17 protein-coding genes are annotated in these 14,047 nt (G+C 66.9%); 9 read left to right on the top strand and 8 right to left on the bottom strand.

Annotated elements, in window-relative coordinates; all coding sequences use genetic code 11:
* Positions 1-38 precede the first annotated feature (38 nt).
* Entirely contained in the window at positions 39-581 is a 543-nt protein-coding gene (locus NC595_RS17185) for a DUF2058 domain-containing protein (RefSeq protein WP_253568542.1), read from the bottom strand.
* Positions 582-758: 177 nt separating this feature from the next.
* Between NC595_RS17185 and NC595_RS17190 the strand changes: the two genes are divergently transcribed.
* Both NC595_RS17190 and NC595_RS17195 read left to right on the top strand, forming a co-directional pair.
* Positions 759-1,598 (top strand): energy transducer TonB, encoded by an 840-nt coding sequence (locus NC595_RS17190; RefSeq protein ID WP_253568543.1) that lies wholly within the window; start codon positions 759-761, stop codon positions 1,596-1,598.
* 95 nt (positions 1,599-1,693) lie between these two features.
* Positions 1,694-2,545 carry an alpha/beta hydrolase gene (locus NC595_RS17195; protein WP_253568911.1) on the top strand — a complete coding sequence of 284 codons (852 nt, stop codon included), beginning with the start codon at positions 1,694-1,696 and terminating at the stop codon, positions 2,543-2,545.
* A 356-nt stretch (positions 2,546-2,901) separates the two neighbouring features.
* Here the strand turns inward: NC595_RS17195 and NC595_RS17200 are convergent, their stop codons facing one another.
* The 5 genes from NC595_RS17200 to NC595_RS17220 all read right to left on the bottom strand — a co-directional run bounded on the left by NC595_RS17200 (position 2,902) and on the right by NC595_RS17220 (position 6,150).
* The gene (locus tag NC595_RS17200) at positions 2,902-3,090 is read right to left on the bottom strand and encodes a hypothetical protein (protein WP_253568544.1); all 189 of its coding nucleotides are present in this window, start codon (positions 3,088-3,090) and stop codon (positions 2,902-2,904) included.
* Between the two features lie 77 nt (positions 3,091-3,167).
* The gene (locus NC595_RS17205) at positions 3,168-4,724 is read right to left on the bottom strand and encodes an MBL fold metallo-hydrolase (RefSeq protein WP_253568545.1); all 1,557 of its coding nucleotides are present in this window, start codon (positions 4,722-4,724) and stop codon (positions 3,168-3,170) included.
* A gap of 118 nt (positions 4,725-4,842) precedes the next feature.
* Positions 4,843-5,223: a tautomerase family protein gene (locus tag NC595_RS17210; RefSeq protein ID WP_253568546.1), complete on the bottom strand. Its 381-nt coding sequence runs from the start codon at positions 5,221-5,223 to the stop codon at positions 4,843-4,845.
* A 23-nt stretch (positions 5,224-5,246) separates the two neighbouring features.
* Positions 5,247-5,819 carry a DUF4865 family protein gene (locus NC595_RS17215; protein WP_253568547.1) on the bottom strand — a complete coding sequence of 191 codons (573 nt, stop codon included), beginning with the start codon at positions 5,817-5,819 and terminating at the stop codon, positions 5,247-5,249.
* A 10-nt stretch (positions 5,820-5,829) separates the two neighbouring features.
* Positions 5,830-6,150: a carboxymuconolactone decarboxylase family protein gene (locus NC595_RS17220; protein ID WP_253568548.1), complete on the bottom strand. Its 321-nt coding sequence runs from the start codon at positions 6,148-6,150 to the stop codon at positions 5,830-5,832.
* A 108-nt stretch (positions 6,151-6,258) separates the two neighbouring features.
* Here NC595_RS17220 and NC595_RS17225 point away from each other — a divergent pair, with 108 nt between their 5' ends.
* From NC595_RS17225 to NC595_RS17245, 6 genes are all read left to right on the top strand, one after another.
* Positions 6,259-7,146, top strand: a complete 888-nt coding sequence (locus NC595_RS17225) for a LysR substrate-binding domain-containing protein (protein WP_253568549.1) — start codon at positions 6,259-6,261, stop codon at positions 7,144-7,146.
* Between the two features lie 580 nt (positions 7,147-7,726).
* A complete protein-coding gene (locus NC595_RS17230; RefSeq protein WP_253568550.1) occupies positions 7,727-8,032 on the top strand; it encodes a hypothetical protein in 306 nt (101 codons plus the stop codon).
* A gap of 87 nt (positions 8,033-8,119) precedes the next feature.
* Entirely contained in the window at positions 8,120-8,323 is a 204-nt protein-coding gene (locus NC595_RS17235) for a hypothetical protein (RefSeq protein ID WP_253568551.1), read from the top strand.
* A gap of 343 nt (positions 8,324-8,666) precedes the next feature.
* A complete protein-coding gene (locus NC595_RS17240) occupies positions 8,667-9,317 on the top strand; it encodes a class I SAM-dependent methyltransferase (RefSeq protein WP_253568912.1) in 651 nt (216 codons plus the stop codon).
* 87 nt (positions 9,318-9,404) lie between these two features.
* Positions 9,405-9,539 carry a hypothetical protein gene (locus NC595_RS20405; RefSeq protein WP_256489521.1) on the top strand — a complete coding sequence of 45 codons (135 nt, stop codon included), beginning with the start codon at positions 9,405-9,407 and terminating at the stop codon, positions 9,537-9,539.
* A gap of 342 nt (positions 9,540-9,881) precedes the next feature.
* On the top strand, positions 9,882-11,642 hold the full coding sequence (locus NC595_RS17245; protein ID WP_253568552.1) for a hypothetical protein: 1,761 nt from the start codon (positions 9,882-9,884) through the stop codon (positions 11,640-11,642).
* Here NC595_RS17245 and NC595_RS17250 read toward each other — a convergent pair.
* A complete protein-coding gene (locus tag NC595_RS17250) occupies positions 11,621-12,517 on the bottom strand; it encodes a hypothetical protein (RefSeq protein ID WP_253568553.1) in 897 nt (298 codons plus the stop codon). The genes NC595_RS17245 and NC595_RS17250 overlap by 22 nt on opposite strands.
* A 335-nt stretch (positions 12,518-12,852) precedes the next feature.
* Between NC595_RS17250 and NC595_RS17255 the strand changes: the two genes are divergently transcribed.
* On the top strand, positions 12,853-13,290 hold the full coding sequence (locus tag NC595_RS17255; RefSeq protein WP_063670191.1) for a DUF2846 domain-containing protein: 438 nt from the start codon (positions 12,853-12,855) through the stop codon (positions 13,288-13,290).
* Between the two features lie 156 nt (positions 13,291-13,446).
* Here the strand turns inward: NC595_RS17255 and NC595_RS17260 are convergent, their stop codons facing one another.
* Positions 13,447-13,926 (bottom strand): VOC family protein, encoded by a 480-nt coding sequence (locus NC595_RS17260; RefSeq protein ID WP_253568554.1) that lies wholly within the window; start codon positions 13,924-13,926, stop codon positions 13,447-13,449.
* Positions 13,927-14,047: the final 121 nt, after the last annotated feature.

Raw genomic sequence — 14,047 nt, forward strand, 5'->3', positions numbered from 1 at the left:
CGAGTCCGGTCCCGGCGTTCCGCTCCCGACGCGGGGACCTACCAGATCAGGTCGTCCGGTACCTGGAACCGGGCGTAGTAGGCATCGTCCTCGCTGGCCGGCGCCTCGGATGTGCTGCGGCCGTGATCGAGGACGATGGCGTCGGCATCGCGCTCGTAGATCTTCTCGGCTGCGGTGCGGGGGATCAGTTCGTAGCCCTGGTCGAGCCGCGCGATCACCAGCGTGCCGTTGGCGAGCTGGCTGCGCAGGGCTTCGTTCACAAGCACGCTGCGGATCGCCTTGCCGTCGGTGAAGCGGTAGTCGATCTCGCCGCTGCGCCTGACCTTGTGCGTGTCGATGATCTGCCGCACCTGGGCACGCAGCTCGGCGGCGCGGGCCTGCGCGTTGCGCTCGGCGGCCAGCGCCCGATCGCGTTCGGCGCGCTCCGCCTTCAGGCGCTCGACGTCCACGCTCTCCGCGCTCGGCGTCGTCGCAGCCTGCTTGCCCTGCTTCTGCTTGGCCTGCTCGCGCGCCACCTGGTTGACCCTGGCCTTGTTGACCAGGCCGGCCTTGAGAAGTTGATCCTGCAGGGGGTTGCGCATGGGCGGGGCATGTCGTGAATCGGTCCGCGATTGTAGCGCCGCCGGCGTGGGCGACGGATGCGTGCGCGCGAGGTACCCGCGGCCAACGATCGATGGCCCCTGGTTTCCGCTCCCCCGTGCACATCCACTTCGTGCAGAATCCGCAGGCGGGGCGGTGACCGGAACAGGGAGCAGGCGATGGGGCGGAGGATCGTGCGGATCGGGTGCTGGATGCTGCTGGGCCTCAGCATGGCGGCCGTGGCGGGGGTGCCGCCACGACCGTGGGCCAGCATGCTTCTGTCCGGCACAGTGGCGATCAATCCCGATGGCGCCGTGCGCGAGGTCGCCATGGATCACCCGGAGAAGATTCCGCCGGTGGTGCTCGACGTGATCCGCCAGGCCGCGAAAGGCTGGCGGTTCAAGGTGGACGTGACCGGCAAGGTGGTGGCCCGTGCCCGGATGAGCCTGCGCATCGTGGCCAGGCCGGTGGAGCGGACGAAGTTTTCGATCGAGGTGGAGGGCATGGACTTCACCGAGTACGGGGCGGCTGATGGCGAGCAGATCCTGCGGAAGTTCATGCCGGCGCCGTCCTATCCGCGCGATGCGATCAGCGTGGGCACGTCCGCGACGGTGTACGTTCTGGCGCGCGTGGGCCGCGACGGGCACGTGCTGGATGCCGGCGCCGAACAGGTGAACTTCACCATGGACTGTCCCCGGGACAGCCGCCGGGGCATTGCCAACCTGTTCGCCCATGCCAGCGAGTCGGCGATCCGGCACTGGACGTTCGTGGTTCCCACCAAGGGAGCGCTGGCGGGCGACCCGTACTGGTATGTCCGCATCCCGGTCGCCTTTCATCTCGACTACAACGGCATGGCGCCACGCGCCGACGACTATGCGACGTGGCAGCCCTACCTCCCCGGCAAGCGCCGGCCCTTGCCGTGGCTGAAGGACCAGAGCCTGGTCGCCTCGGCGCCCGACGCGATACCGGACGGGAGTCCCACGGTCCTGGGCGGCACCTTGCAGCTGGTCGCCCCGTGAGGGCGAAAGCGGAAGCGATGGCGACGCCCCCGGCCGCGAAACACAGGCATCCGTGGCGGGTCGTGCGCTACATGCGGTGGGCCGCGTGCGTGACCATGGTCCTCGGTGGCTTTTTGCCCGGGATGGTGCCGGTGCGTGCCGCGGACACGGCGCCACCCGCGGCGGCCCTGCACTTCGACGACACCCGCCTGTTTCATCCGGCCCGTCGCCTTCCGCCGGGCGTGTGGGCGGATGCCGCGCAGGACTCATCGCGCGAGACCGTGATGCTGAAGGCCGCCGATGGCGTGGCGCTGCGCGGATGGTTCTATCCCTCGCCGGTGGCCGATGCGCCATTCGTAGTCACCTTCCACGGCAACAACGAAATCATCGGCGATGCCTGGACGCAGGCTCGCGATGGGTTTTTCTACGCCACGCTCGGTTTCAATCTCATCACCTTCGATTACCGCGGCACCGGCTTCAGCGATGGCACGATCTCGCTGGCGAAGGCGCGTGCCGATGCGCTGGCGATCTACGACCTGGCGGCGAAGAAGGCGGGCGGACGCGCGGTATACGTGGTGGGCTGGTCTCTGGGCTCGATCTTCGCCAGCCACGTGGCGGCGAGCCGGCCGTCGGTGGCCGGGCTGGTGCTGCTCGATCCGCTGGCCGGGGCCGAAGCGCTACCGGCAGTCATCGCCCGTGCCCTGCACCGGCCGGTGGAGGTGGCCGCCAGCGTGAAGGAGGGCATCCTCAATGCCGAGGAGCTGCGGCGCTACCACGGTCCGCTGCTGGTGGTGCATGGCACCGCGGACGAGGTCATTCCCATTGCCGAGGGGCGCGCCGATTTCGTCGCGGCCGGCTCCATCGACAAGACCTTCGTGCCGGTGGAGGGCAAGGGCCACGTCGCTGCGATCTGGTCGGTGCAGGCCGACCACGCGATCGCGGCTTTTTTCGCCCGCCAGCGGCGGTAATCGATGGTGGGCCAGGCCTTCGGATAACGGGCCGGAGCATGCCGACCCGGCCGATTCGCGGCCTGCATGCCAACGGTGACGCCCTGCCGGCCCCCGTTCGGTTGCCGAAGTGAATCGGACTCCGTTTGCTGGCCGCCAGGAATCGCAGCGAGATCAAGCCTCTGTCAGATCATGATCCCGGTGCCGCTATTTCTTCGTAGCCAGTTCTTACCGTTGGCAGCGTGATCGAACCGCCAATGAGCAATCCGATACGCAAGGCCTCGACCATTTCCGTTGCGCTGGTTCCCGCGCTCCTCGCATGACGCAAATGGAAGCGCAGACAGGGTTAGCAACGTTCCACCGCGGAAATCGGGGAGTCAGTCCATTCCTCGTATCTCTTCGGAATTTCCCCCCTCGCCCCAAGTCGTCACGTAAATGTTGTGAGTGTCTTCGGTAAATCCAGGATCGGCCTTACGCATCAGATCTTCCTTCTGCGGCGGCGTTTCGGCCGCAGAGGCGGCACCGAAGGAAGCGAAGAGCATGAGCAGAGCGACGGTCCTGGTCATGACAACTCCACGAAAAATGAGATAACCGGGCAGCTTCAATTGTTCCTCGCAGGGAAGTGAGGCTGCCTCCGTTCGGCTTAATCCGTGGCGCCGTCCCCAAGCCCCTGCTTGGCTGACTTCAGCAGGGCAAGCACCTGTTTCCAGGGCGTCGGCCCCTGATGCATGGCGAACACCGTGCGCACGTCCAGGTGCGCGCGGTCGACTGCCTGCGCCACCTCGGCCATCAGCTCCGGCTGGTACAGCGCGCCGGACTTTGGATCGAGCACCAGCGTGTCGCTCGCGTACAGCAGTCTGGATGCCGGGAAATAGACCATGTACTGGCGGCCCGTATCCGCGCCGCGCAGCGGGTAAAGCTCGATCCGTTGCGTGCCGCTGCCGATCACGGTGCGGCCGGACACGGTGCGCCACTCGGCAGCGGCGGGTTGTTGCTGAAGGTGGTCCGGGTGGATCCGGTGGGGCGCATCCACCAGGCGCTGCAGCAGGGGCAGGTTGAGGTCGAGCGCGTAGATCGGCAGGTGCCGGGCCACCGCTTCGCGCACGCCGGCGGCGTGCGGCCACGAATCGGAGGTGGTCAGCACCGCCTTGATCGGGAGATCGGGATAGCGCTGCCTGGCCAGGTCGAGCAGGCCCGTGGTATAGACCGGCGAGATCGGCGACTCGAGCACCACTATGCCGTCGTCCTGCCTGATCAGCGCGGTGTTCCAGGCGCCGGGGTACAGGTCCACGCCCGGCGCCAGCGTCACCGGATGCTTGCCATTGAACGGCTGCTCCCAGCGACTGGCGATGGTTCCGTCGTCCGGCCTCGTGTGGGTGGTGTCGAAGGTGCCCGCTGGCGTGGTTCCATCGATGGTTACCGTGAGCACCTGGGTCGAGCGCCAGACCTTGCCGTTGCGCTCCTCGATGCGCGTGCTCGGATAGTGGATGCCGTCGACCAGGATCCAGTTGTCGTAGTCGATCTGCTCGCTGACGTCGCCCCAGGCGTACCAGAAGTCGTCGAAGGTGCGTGTGCGCTGCAGCGCATCCGGTAGATGGGTCATCGGATCGAGCAGGACCTGCCAGGTGCGGCCGTCCACGTCGAAAGCCAGGCTCGTGTGCGGTACGCCGTGCAGCATCTGCGGCTTTTCGTAGCGCAGGTGAGTGGCGTGATCTGCAGTGAGCAGCAGGCGCATCGGCTCCATCTGCAGCCGCTCATCCAGAACGACTCGGGCATTCACCGGCAGTGGCTGGCTGTGTTCGCCGCTGCGGTAGTCGCCCCCCTGGGGTGTCATCACCAGGGTGGAGCTGATGTCGGTGGGACTGGTGCCGCCGGCCTGCGGCCAGGTCAGCCTCTGCTCGCTGCGCACGCGTGCGCCGGCGAAGTCCAGCCACTCGTGGTAGCGCTGGTACGAGGCCAGGAACGGCTCCTGTCGATAGGACTGCTCCATCAGCAGCGTGTGGCCCATGCCCTGCCATTCGATGTGCGACACGGACTCGAGCCGGGCCCGCCCGCCCATCGCGGCGATGGCGGTATCCAGACAGGCACGCGGCGCGAGCGTTTCGCAGCCCGGTGCGCTGCCGGCGGTGGCAGCGGGCACGGCGACCAGGAGAGCCAGGGCGATGACGAGGGCGGACGTGCGTCGGGACAAGGCGGGCATGTTCGTTCCGGCAGTGGGGAAGGGGAGACCCTAGCGACCGGCATGCGGGCCTGCCTGTAGCGTCAGTCATGCCGTGACCGATGGCAGGGCTGCGCCGCGCGGGGCGCAGGTCGGCATCTCATGCGTACTGCGCGATGCCGTTGCCGAAGGACCAGTTCTCTCGCGCGGTTTCCACCAGGTTGATGAACACGTCTTCCGGACGCAGCCCGGGGTCGGCGGCGAGCTTCTCAGCGACGCGGCGGTAGAAAGCCTGCTTCTGCACCACCGTGCGGCTGTTGTTGCAGACGATCTGCACGATGACCAGATCGTCGCTGCGCTCGATGCCGAGATAGTGCGGATCGCAGTCGAACTCCGCGGGATCGTGCTGGTGGACCAGGATGAAGCGGTCGTCCTCCGGCACGCCGAAGGTCTCGCGCATGGCTTCGTAGACGCCGTTGCGCAGGGCGGCGAGATGGGCGGCGGGCTTGCCGCGGCGCAGCGAGATGCGGACGAGGGGCATGGGGGTTCTCCTTCGAGCGGTTGTCAGTGCGCGATCGCGGCTTGCGAGACGTGGCCGACGCGGTAGAGGCGGCATGCGTTGTCGGTGAGCCCGGCGCGGAAGTCGGGCCACAGGCGGAAGCGCACCAGCGTCCAGCGGGTGGGCTCGAATGCGGTCACGGCGGCCAGCGCTCCTCCGGTCACGGCCGCATGGGCCATGTCGCTCTCGCGCTCCCGCCAACGTTCCATCCATGCGTCCTCGGGGATGGGGACGATCTCGCGGCTGGCGCAGACCGCCGTGGACAGGTCGCCCGACGACAGCGCCTGCCAGACCGACCACGCCTGCACGACGGGGCGTCCGAAGTCCCGCGCCAGCGGGGCAAAGCCGGCTCCGCCCAGGAAGTCGTTCATGCCTTCGCCGTCGTGCCACAGGTAGAAGGGGGCGTAGCGGTTGGTGCCGCCCGGCAGCACCGGATCGTCGGACATCGAGTAGAGCCAGGCCTTGAATCCGAGGCCGGGAAAGCCGTCGAGCAGGTGACCCTTCTCGGCGATCCGGCGGCGGATGACCGCCATGTCGTAGTCGGCGGGCAGGGTGATCTCGTACTGCATCGCGAGCATGGCGGCGTCCTCAGTGGCTGTCGTCGAGCTGGCGCAGCACGGCGAGGGCGGACATGGCGACCGGCCAGCCGCCGTAGAAGGCCAGGTGGGTGGTCAGCTCGACGAGCTCTTCATCGGTGAGGCCGTTGTCCCGCGCGCGGCGCAGGTGGAACGGCAGCTGCTCAGCGCGGTTGAGCGCGATCAGCGCGGCGACCGTGGCGATGCTGCGTTCGCGTGGGGCGAGCCCGGGGCGTGCCCAGATATCGCCGAACAGCACCTCGTCGGTGAGCTCGGCCAGTTTGGGGGCGATGTCGCCGATGGCCTTGCGGGCGTAGTGGGGATCTTGCGGCATCGTGCGGCCTCGTCGGATGTGGGTTGACGCCGCGTAACGTACCGCCGCAGGATGATCCCTAAAATCGGAATTTCTGGAACATTGAATCCATAAAAACGGGATGGTCAGATGAACCGCGTCTCCTTCGATCCGGATGTCCTGCGCAGCTTCGTGCAGGGCGTGGAGCTGGGCAGCTTCGCCAAGGCCGCGGAGCGGCTCAGTCGATCCACCTCGGCGGTCAGCGCGCAGCTGAAGCGGCTGGAGGAACAGGCGGGCCGACCGTTGCTGCGCAAGGCGGGGCGTGGCATGGCGCTCACCGAGACGGGCGAGGTGATGCTCGGCTATGCGCGGCGACTGCTGGAGCTCAACGACGAGGCCGCCGCCGCGGTGCGCGGGGTGGAGCTGGAAGGCCGCGTGCGGCTCGGCCTGCAGGAGGATTTCGGCGAGACCCTGCTGCCGGCGGTGCTGGGCCGCTTTGCGCGTGCTCACCCGAAGCTGCGCATCGAGGCGCGCATCGCGCGCAATGCCGAACTGCTTCACGGGGTGAACCACGGAAAGCTCGACCTGGTACTGGCATGGGAGGGCGAGGAGACCAGCCCGCACGTCGAGCGCATGGCGCGGCTGCCGATGCGCTGGGTCGGCTCGGCAGATGCGCGCCCTTCGAAGCTGCGCCGGCGCGGCGAGGCGCTGCCGCTGGTGGTGCTCGATGCACCCTGCCTGGTGCGGCGCGCCGCCATCGATGCCCTGGACCGCGCCGGCATCGCCTGGCGGATCGCGTTCACCAGCGCCAGCCTTGCCGGCACATGGGCGGCGGTCACGGCGGGGCTGGGGGTGAGCGTACGCACGCCGCTGGGCCTGCCGGCGGGCGTGCGCGCGTTGACCGCGAAGGAGGCTGGCCTGCCCGCGTTGCCGATGCTGGGACTGGCACTGCATCGCGCCGAGACAGAGCCGCCTGCGGCCGTGGCCCGGCTGGCGGAGATCCTGGTCGGCACGCTGTCGCCATCGCTGTCGGTGTGAGCTCTCGGGTGCCGAAACAGCAGGTCGAAGGCAGGCTCACACCCCGGAGCGCAGCGACCAGAGCGCCGGGACGGATGGCTGCGGGGCCTCGGCTGTTGCGCGGAGGTCGTCGCGTCCCGGTGCACGCGGCGGCTTGGGGCGGGTGCGGCGGCAGAAAGGTCGTCGGACGACATGTTGCGCAGTCGTTGCCGCAAGGCCTGCGGGTGTTCCTCGCATCGTGGATACCAGCGCGGTGCGGTCGGGGGTGGGGCGCGGGCAACATCCCGCTCTTTCGGGAAGCACGCCGTTTTGGCGTTTGAAGGGTGCTTGCGTCCTGCTTGCAGCCAGCGGCGCGTCGAGGTCCAGCCCGAAGGGCTCGGCGTATTCGAGCGCGCAGGGACTCCCTGCGGAGCGTCCGGTCCCGGGCGGTCCTGCCGGTTGCACATGCCGCTTGCATCCCGCAGGCGGCACGGGCGTTGCACGTCGTCCAGGTCACCCTTTGGCGATCCCGATAGTTGATTAACGCGGGGGGATGTATGGTGGACCAGTCAGCATCACCGGCAGGTGCCGGCCGTAATCCCGTACATGGGTCGAGGCATTGATGCTCCAACACAGTTTTCTGGTCGACTGGTGCAAACTCACTGCGCGGCCCGTGCTCGAAGCGGCCGCGTTTGGCCCGCCGGTGTCTTTTTCCGCGAAGCAGGCCATTGTTCGCCTCGACGCACTGCTGTCCGGCGACATCGGTGCTGCCGCCAGAGGGGAGGGCATCGATGCCACGCAATGGTGCCGCCTTTACCAGGCCATCGATGAGCATCCCGAGGCATACGGAAGCTTTGTCGTCGCCCTGAGCCATGGCTCCGATGCCCTGAAAAAACTCGTGGACGCTCTTGCGTCGCAGATGTCGTAACGCATATCCGGCGTGGCCGGGTGTGATTCTTGCCCTCGAGTGTTCCTCTCGGGATCGCCTTTCCATCTTCCCGACCGGGACGCCATCATGAAGTCACCGTTGAAACCGTTGTCACTCACCGACATCCACGACATCTACGGAAGTTCGCCCACGAAACAGGGCGAAGCCGCCAAGTCCCCGCTGGCCAGCTACAAGCGATCGGAGCATTTCAAGCGGGACGCCGGGCATCCGGGAATGCAGCCGGCAAAGCCGGACCCCTTGGGCAAGTTGTCGAGGTTCGGCAAGCGCTGACGCCGGCAGGTATCCCGTCGGCTCGTGTGCCGGGCGCGCCTCCGTCGGGGGCCTCCCGCTCATGCCCGGCCGGTGGGCCGGTGCCGGTACATGGTGCAGCGCAGGATGTCGGAACAGCCCCTTGGCTCGGACCGCATGCTTGGGCATGCGATCCGAGCAGCATGGGCGTGCGGTGCCCCACGACGGCGAAGGCCATGGCGGTCGTGGTCGCCCTGAGGGTGTACGATGCATGCCTGCAACCTGCATCTTCCCGCGCGTTCCGCCCGGCCGCTCCGCGCCCGCACGCCACGCTTCTTTTTCATGTGTGGCCCGCGGCCTGCGGGATGACGCTCCCGGAGAGTCGATGCCAGGTTATTCCACCCGCAGCGAAAAGGTGTATGTCGGAGGACTCACCTATCGGCTGCGCGTACTCAGCGACAAGCAGCAATTCACGGATCCGGACGGCCACGCCCGGCGGCTGGGTATCTCATCGGCACAGTGGAGTCTGTTCGGCCAGATCTGGCCGTCCGGACGTCTGCTTGCCCAGGCCATGCTACGGGAGGACATCGCCGGCCGGCGCATTCTCGAACTCGGCTGCGGCATCGGATTGGCCAGTCTGGTGCTGCAGAGGCGTGGCGCCAATGTCGTGGCTTCGGACATGCACCCGTTGACCGAGCCGTTTCTCGCCTACAACGCGGCCCTGAATGCGTTGCCGGCCTTGCACTATCGGGCGTTGCGCTGGGACGTGCCGCTGCCGTCGCTTGGCCGCTTTGACCTGATCATCGCCAGCGACGTGCTTTACGAGCGCGACCAGGCATGGCTGCTGGCCGGGTTGGTGGAACGGCACGCCGATCGGCAGGCGGAGGTGTTGTTGACCGACCCCGGACGCGCACACTGCGAGCACTTCAATCGCATGCTTGCAGCACAGGGCTTTGCCCTGAACGAAGTGCGCTGCGCGATGGACGACAACGATGCTCCTCCCTTCCGCGGTCGCCTGCTCCGATACCGACGCTAGCCCACCGTTACGCACGACCGGGCAAGCGCACCGTTACATCGAGATCGCTCTCTTTTTTCCCCTCCCAGGACCCAAAGGACCAGCACATTGGCCAAGATCAACTATGCGTTCGAAAAGCGGCAGCGCGAAATCGCCAAGAAGAAGCAGAAAGACCAGAAACAGTCGAAGAAGCAATCCGGGCGCGAGGGCGACAAGTCCGTCGACCAGCCGGGAAAGCCATAAGGGGTTAGTCGAGCCCGGCCATCGGACGTGGCCCGAAAAGTGGCCACCTGCCGGGTTGGACCGCCCGCCGGGGCGGATCCGCAGAATGGTGAGCGGGTCTGCGGGCATGGGCGGCGCTTCCCCGGGTCGCGCGATCTGGCCTGCTCACTGACGCCATGGCCGATGTTGCAGTCTGGCCACACATCTCGGACAGTGCACGCTGTCCGCTGAGTACGCTTGATCGGATCGACATCGAGAGCGAGCGCGGACGAGTACCGGAAGCGGACCGCACAGCGGGCTGGGCGGGTCAGTCGGGGTGCGATAGCCACTAGCCCGCTAGATGTCCGGCGCAAGGGGGGAGCCATGCGCGAAGACTTGCTCGTCGTCCTGGACGCGATTTCTGGTGAAGCCGCGAAGTGGCCGGGGCTGCTCAGCCTTGCATTGGCGGTGTTCTCATTGCTGGTGATCGCCCGCCTGTCGATACTCGACTTTGGTCACTGCTACCGGCTGGTGCGCGGTTTGCGCCGTGGAGGTGCCGGAGCCGGGATGCATTCAGTGCTGGCGTCGCTGCTGCTGTTGGCTTTCACGGACGGGGCGCTGACCAAACGCGACCGACGCACGCTGGTTCGCCGAACGCGCCTGCGCATGGAGCACGAGTTGTTCGATCCCATGCCGGACTTTCGTTGGCCGCTGCCCGACGATCATCCCGACCGCGGTGTTCCGGAGTTCGCCCCGGAGAGAGGTCGGCGCGGCCGTCGGCTGGCCAGGCGCGCCCATCATGCGCGCCTGCGACAGTGGCGCGCGCAGATGCGCCGGTTTGTCGCCAAGGAGGGTGACTGGACGATCTATCTCGACAACCCGGCGCAGATCAATGCGCGCATGGCGGAAGTCCAGCGCTACTTCGATATCCTGCGCGGCGAAGGTATCGAGGAGGGGTATCGCGACCATTTCCTGTGCGCCGTCGAGGTGTCGTCCGGCTTCATCGCGCCGCTGCATCTGTTGACCGGGCTGCTGGTGGAGTTCAACGACAAGTGGGGGCCGATCCTGCGTGCGTTCGATCGCGATGCGATGGATTACGAGGGGATCGCAATGGGCGAGGCATCGCTGGACCTGCGCCAGATTCAGATGTTCATCTACAACTGCTGGCTGCTCTGGGGGCCGAGTATTCCGATCTGTGGATGCCGCCAGTGGGATGCCCGCTACCGCTTACTGCAGTACGGCTTCGGCGACGAGAACAACAGTATCGAGGTGGTGGGCGAGGCCGCTGCCATCGCCGCACAACTACATAAGCTGGCGCATGCCGAGGTCGATTACGACCGCGCCTGTCGAAGTAACGGCGAGAACGATGCACAATCGCGGCCGCTGGAGGCGATGGCCGTTCCCGCCAACGTGCTGGGGCAGCTGCGTCTGTCCGGCAGCCTGCACAGCGAAGACGGTCGCCGCGTGAACGCCTTGCCCAAGGCTGCCCGCGCGAGTTGGGGTGGTGGGCAGGACGAGCGGCCGGTGCTGTTCATCTCGGGCATCGAGTCCGAGGCCTCCATCAAGGGTAGCCTGAAGCGCGAGGAGCGCCGTTATGGGCGCATTGCCCTGGATGATGCCGCCATGCCGTCACGCTACTACTCCGCGTATCTGTGGGTCGGTTTCGTGTTGCTCGGTCGTGCCGGCGATGCCTGGCGCCCGCTCAGCGAAATCCTCGGCAAGTCCTCGCAGCGCTGGAAGGATTTCGTGCCGTTCTTCGAGCACGGCAACCTGGCCGATCGCGAGAGTTGCGCCTTCGGCAAGCGGCAGCTCGCCGCCAAGACCGTCGCCGCATTCTCGCGGCTGGTGGAAGGTCATCCGCCGGGAGAGTTCCGCCACCGCTTCGCATTTGCCTGCGCCATCGACGAACCGGGCTGCGGCTATCCGCTGGCCCATCCCGAATGGGGCGGCGGACCGAGCATGCGCGAACTGATCAAACAGGCGCTGCGGCAGTCCGCGGAGCGCGGCGACCCGAACGGCCGCCGGCTGCTGGAGGAAAATATTCTGCAGTTCGATCATTTCGACGGCCGGCCCGGCCACCACGATTACGCCGCATGCCAACTGCCCACGCTGGTGGCCGCCCACTACGCGACGTTCGACGACTGATGCGCACGGAGCCAGTCGCGGAGCGAGCCCGGACCGGCCTGCACCAGGGCGCGTTCGGCATCGGCATCCAGGGTCTTCAGGGCGTGGCTCGGATCGAGCAGCGGAATCGGCACACGTTGCCGACAGGCCTGTGCGAGCGCGTCCAACTGGGCCGTGACGCTGGCATCGTCCACGAGGGAGGCACCCTTGAGTACGGAGATGCCAAAGAACCCCCGAAGATGGCTGGCGAGCAGGCAGCTGTCGAGCATCGGACCGGATGCGCCGATCACCGAATACACCAGTCCGTCGTCCGCGGACTGGTCGCGCGACAGGGCTGGCTGCACGTACGGGAAATCGACCACGCGCGCGTTGCGTGCCGCCCATATGCGAAGTCGGTCGAACTGGTCGATGCCGGAATGCGCGCTCTCGCTGGCGTAGTCGTCCGGCTCCATGCGCAAGGGGTCGTTCTGCTCGATGAAGACCAGTGCCGCCGCCGCGTCGATCGATGGAATCCGAAGCAAGTCGGGCACTGCCGCGGTCACCGCCTGCAGCAATTGCGGGAACCATCCCCGGCCTCGCGCCGGCGCGGGCACGAAGATGTAGTTGAGGTTGGCGGTGAGCATGGTCTGTCCCGCGAGATCGTGGCGCAGGGCGATGAGGTTGGCGCCTCCCACCATCGTGCCGCCGGGAGTATCGCGGGCAATGATGCAGACTTCGCGGAACGGTCCGTATTCGGCCCGAAGCCGTGCGTGTGCCTCGCCGTGGTTGAGTGCCAGGCAGGCCTGGAAACCTGTCAGCTCCTCGGTCTCGTTGGGCAGCACGAAGGCAAGGCGATAGGCTGCGTAGAAGGTGCCCAGGGCGGGATCTTCGGGGTGGTCGATGATGTCCAGGTGCATGAGCGTATGGCGCGCGTGAATCGTGGCCGAAAGCAGCCTTCAGACCGGAGTGTACCCGTCGTCCGCCATCACACGGCGGGTGTCGGTTCGGGGTGGTTGGCGGGGCGGGCGTGCCACGGGGCGGCGGTTCTTCCTCGGAGACTGGGAGGCGCCGTCGAGGGTGCTCCCGGGAGTCTGGTGGCCGCGTGGCCGCTTGAGTAGGATCGTGTGGCCGTCAGGGGAAATCGGGACGGTATCGTTCTCGCCCGGCGGGCTTTGCATGGAGGCAGCGTGCTCATGGCGCTCTGGAACCATGAATCCCGGTGGGTGGGATGCATCCACACAGGGGGAAATTCATGTTTCGCAAATTGATCGCTTTTGGCGTGATGTCGATGGCTCTGATGATGGGCGGCTGCGCCAGTGTGCCCATGGCCAGTACGTCTGCCGATGCCCAGGCCAAGACGTTTACGCCGTCGCCCGACAACGCAGTCCTCTACATCTACCGCAACGAGACCATGGGGGCAGCCATCAAGATGCCGCTGCTGGTTGACGGCGTGAGCGTGGGCGATACCGCCGCCCACACTTACGTCCGCAAGGAGCTGCCGCCCGGTCAGCACACCATCACGTCGAAGACCGAGAAAGACGCCACGCTTACCATCGACATGCTTGCGGGCAAGATCTACTACGTTTGGCAGGAAGTGAAGATGGGCATGTTTTCTGCCCGCTCGGCCCTGCATCAGGTGGATGCCCAGCAAGGACAGAAAGGCGTAGACGAGTCCAAGCTGATCAACTGATCGCGCCGGCTGGACGAGGGGAGGGCGGCCTGGCCGCCCTTTCTTTTTGCCAGCACGGCATCTGTAACCGATTGACCGCTTCAACGGATGGCGGGTGCGCTGGACGGGGAGCCCGCATGGCTGCCCTCGGTGCTCGTCGATGCGGTGACGCCGGCATCACCCTCGCCGTGCCGCCTCGATCGCCGCGATGTCGATCTTGCCCATCGTCATCATTGCCTCGAACGCGCGTCTGGCCGCGGCGGGGTCGGGGTCGGCGATCGCTTCGGTGAGGGCGCGCGGTGTGATCTGCCACGACAGGCCCCACCGGTCCTTGCACCAGCCGCAGGCGCTGGGCTGGCCGCCGTGGCCGACGATGGCGTTCCACAGGCGGTCGGTCTCGGCCTGGTCGTCCGTGGCCACCTGGAACGAGAACGCCTCGGAGTGCGGATGCCCGGGCCCACCGTTGAGGCCCAGGCAGGGGATGCCCATCACCGTGAACTCAACCGTCAGCACGTCGCCCTGTTTGCCCGCCGGGTAGTCGCCCGGTGCCCGGTGCACGGCATGCACTGCACTGTCCGGAAACGTCTCGGCATAGAAGTTGGCCGCCTCCAGTGCGGTGCCGTCGTACCAGAGGCAGAGGGTGTTCTTGCTTTGCATGGGTGTTCTCCTGTGCGGACGGAACGAGAGACGTCTTCCTCTTCCCGACGAATCACGCTCCGGCGGATCGACACGGTCTGCGGATTCCCTGTCGGCCGTGGGGCCGCCGACGGACGTCAGC

Source organism: Dyella lutea, assembly GCF_024158035.1.
GTDB classification, from domain to species: domain Bacteria; phylum Pseudomonadota; class Gammaproteobacteria; order Xanthomonadales; family Rhodanobacteraceae; genus Dyella_A; species Dyella_A lutea.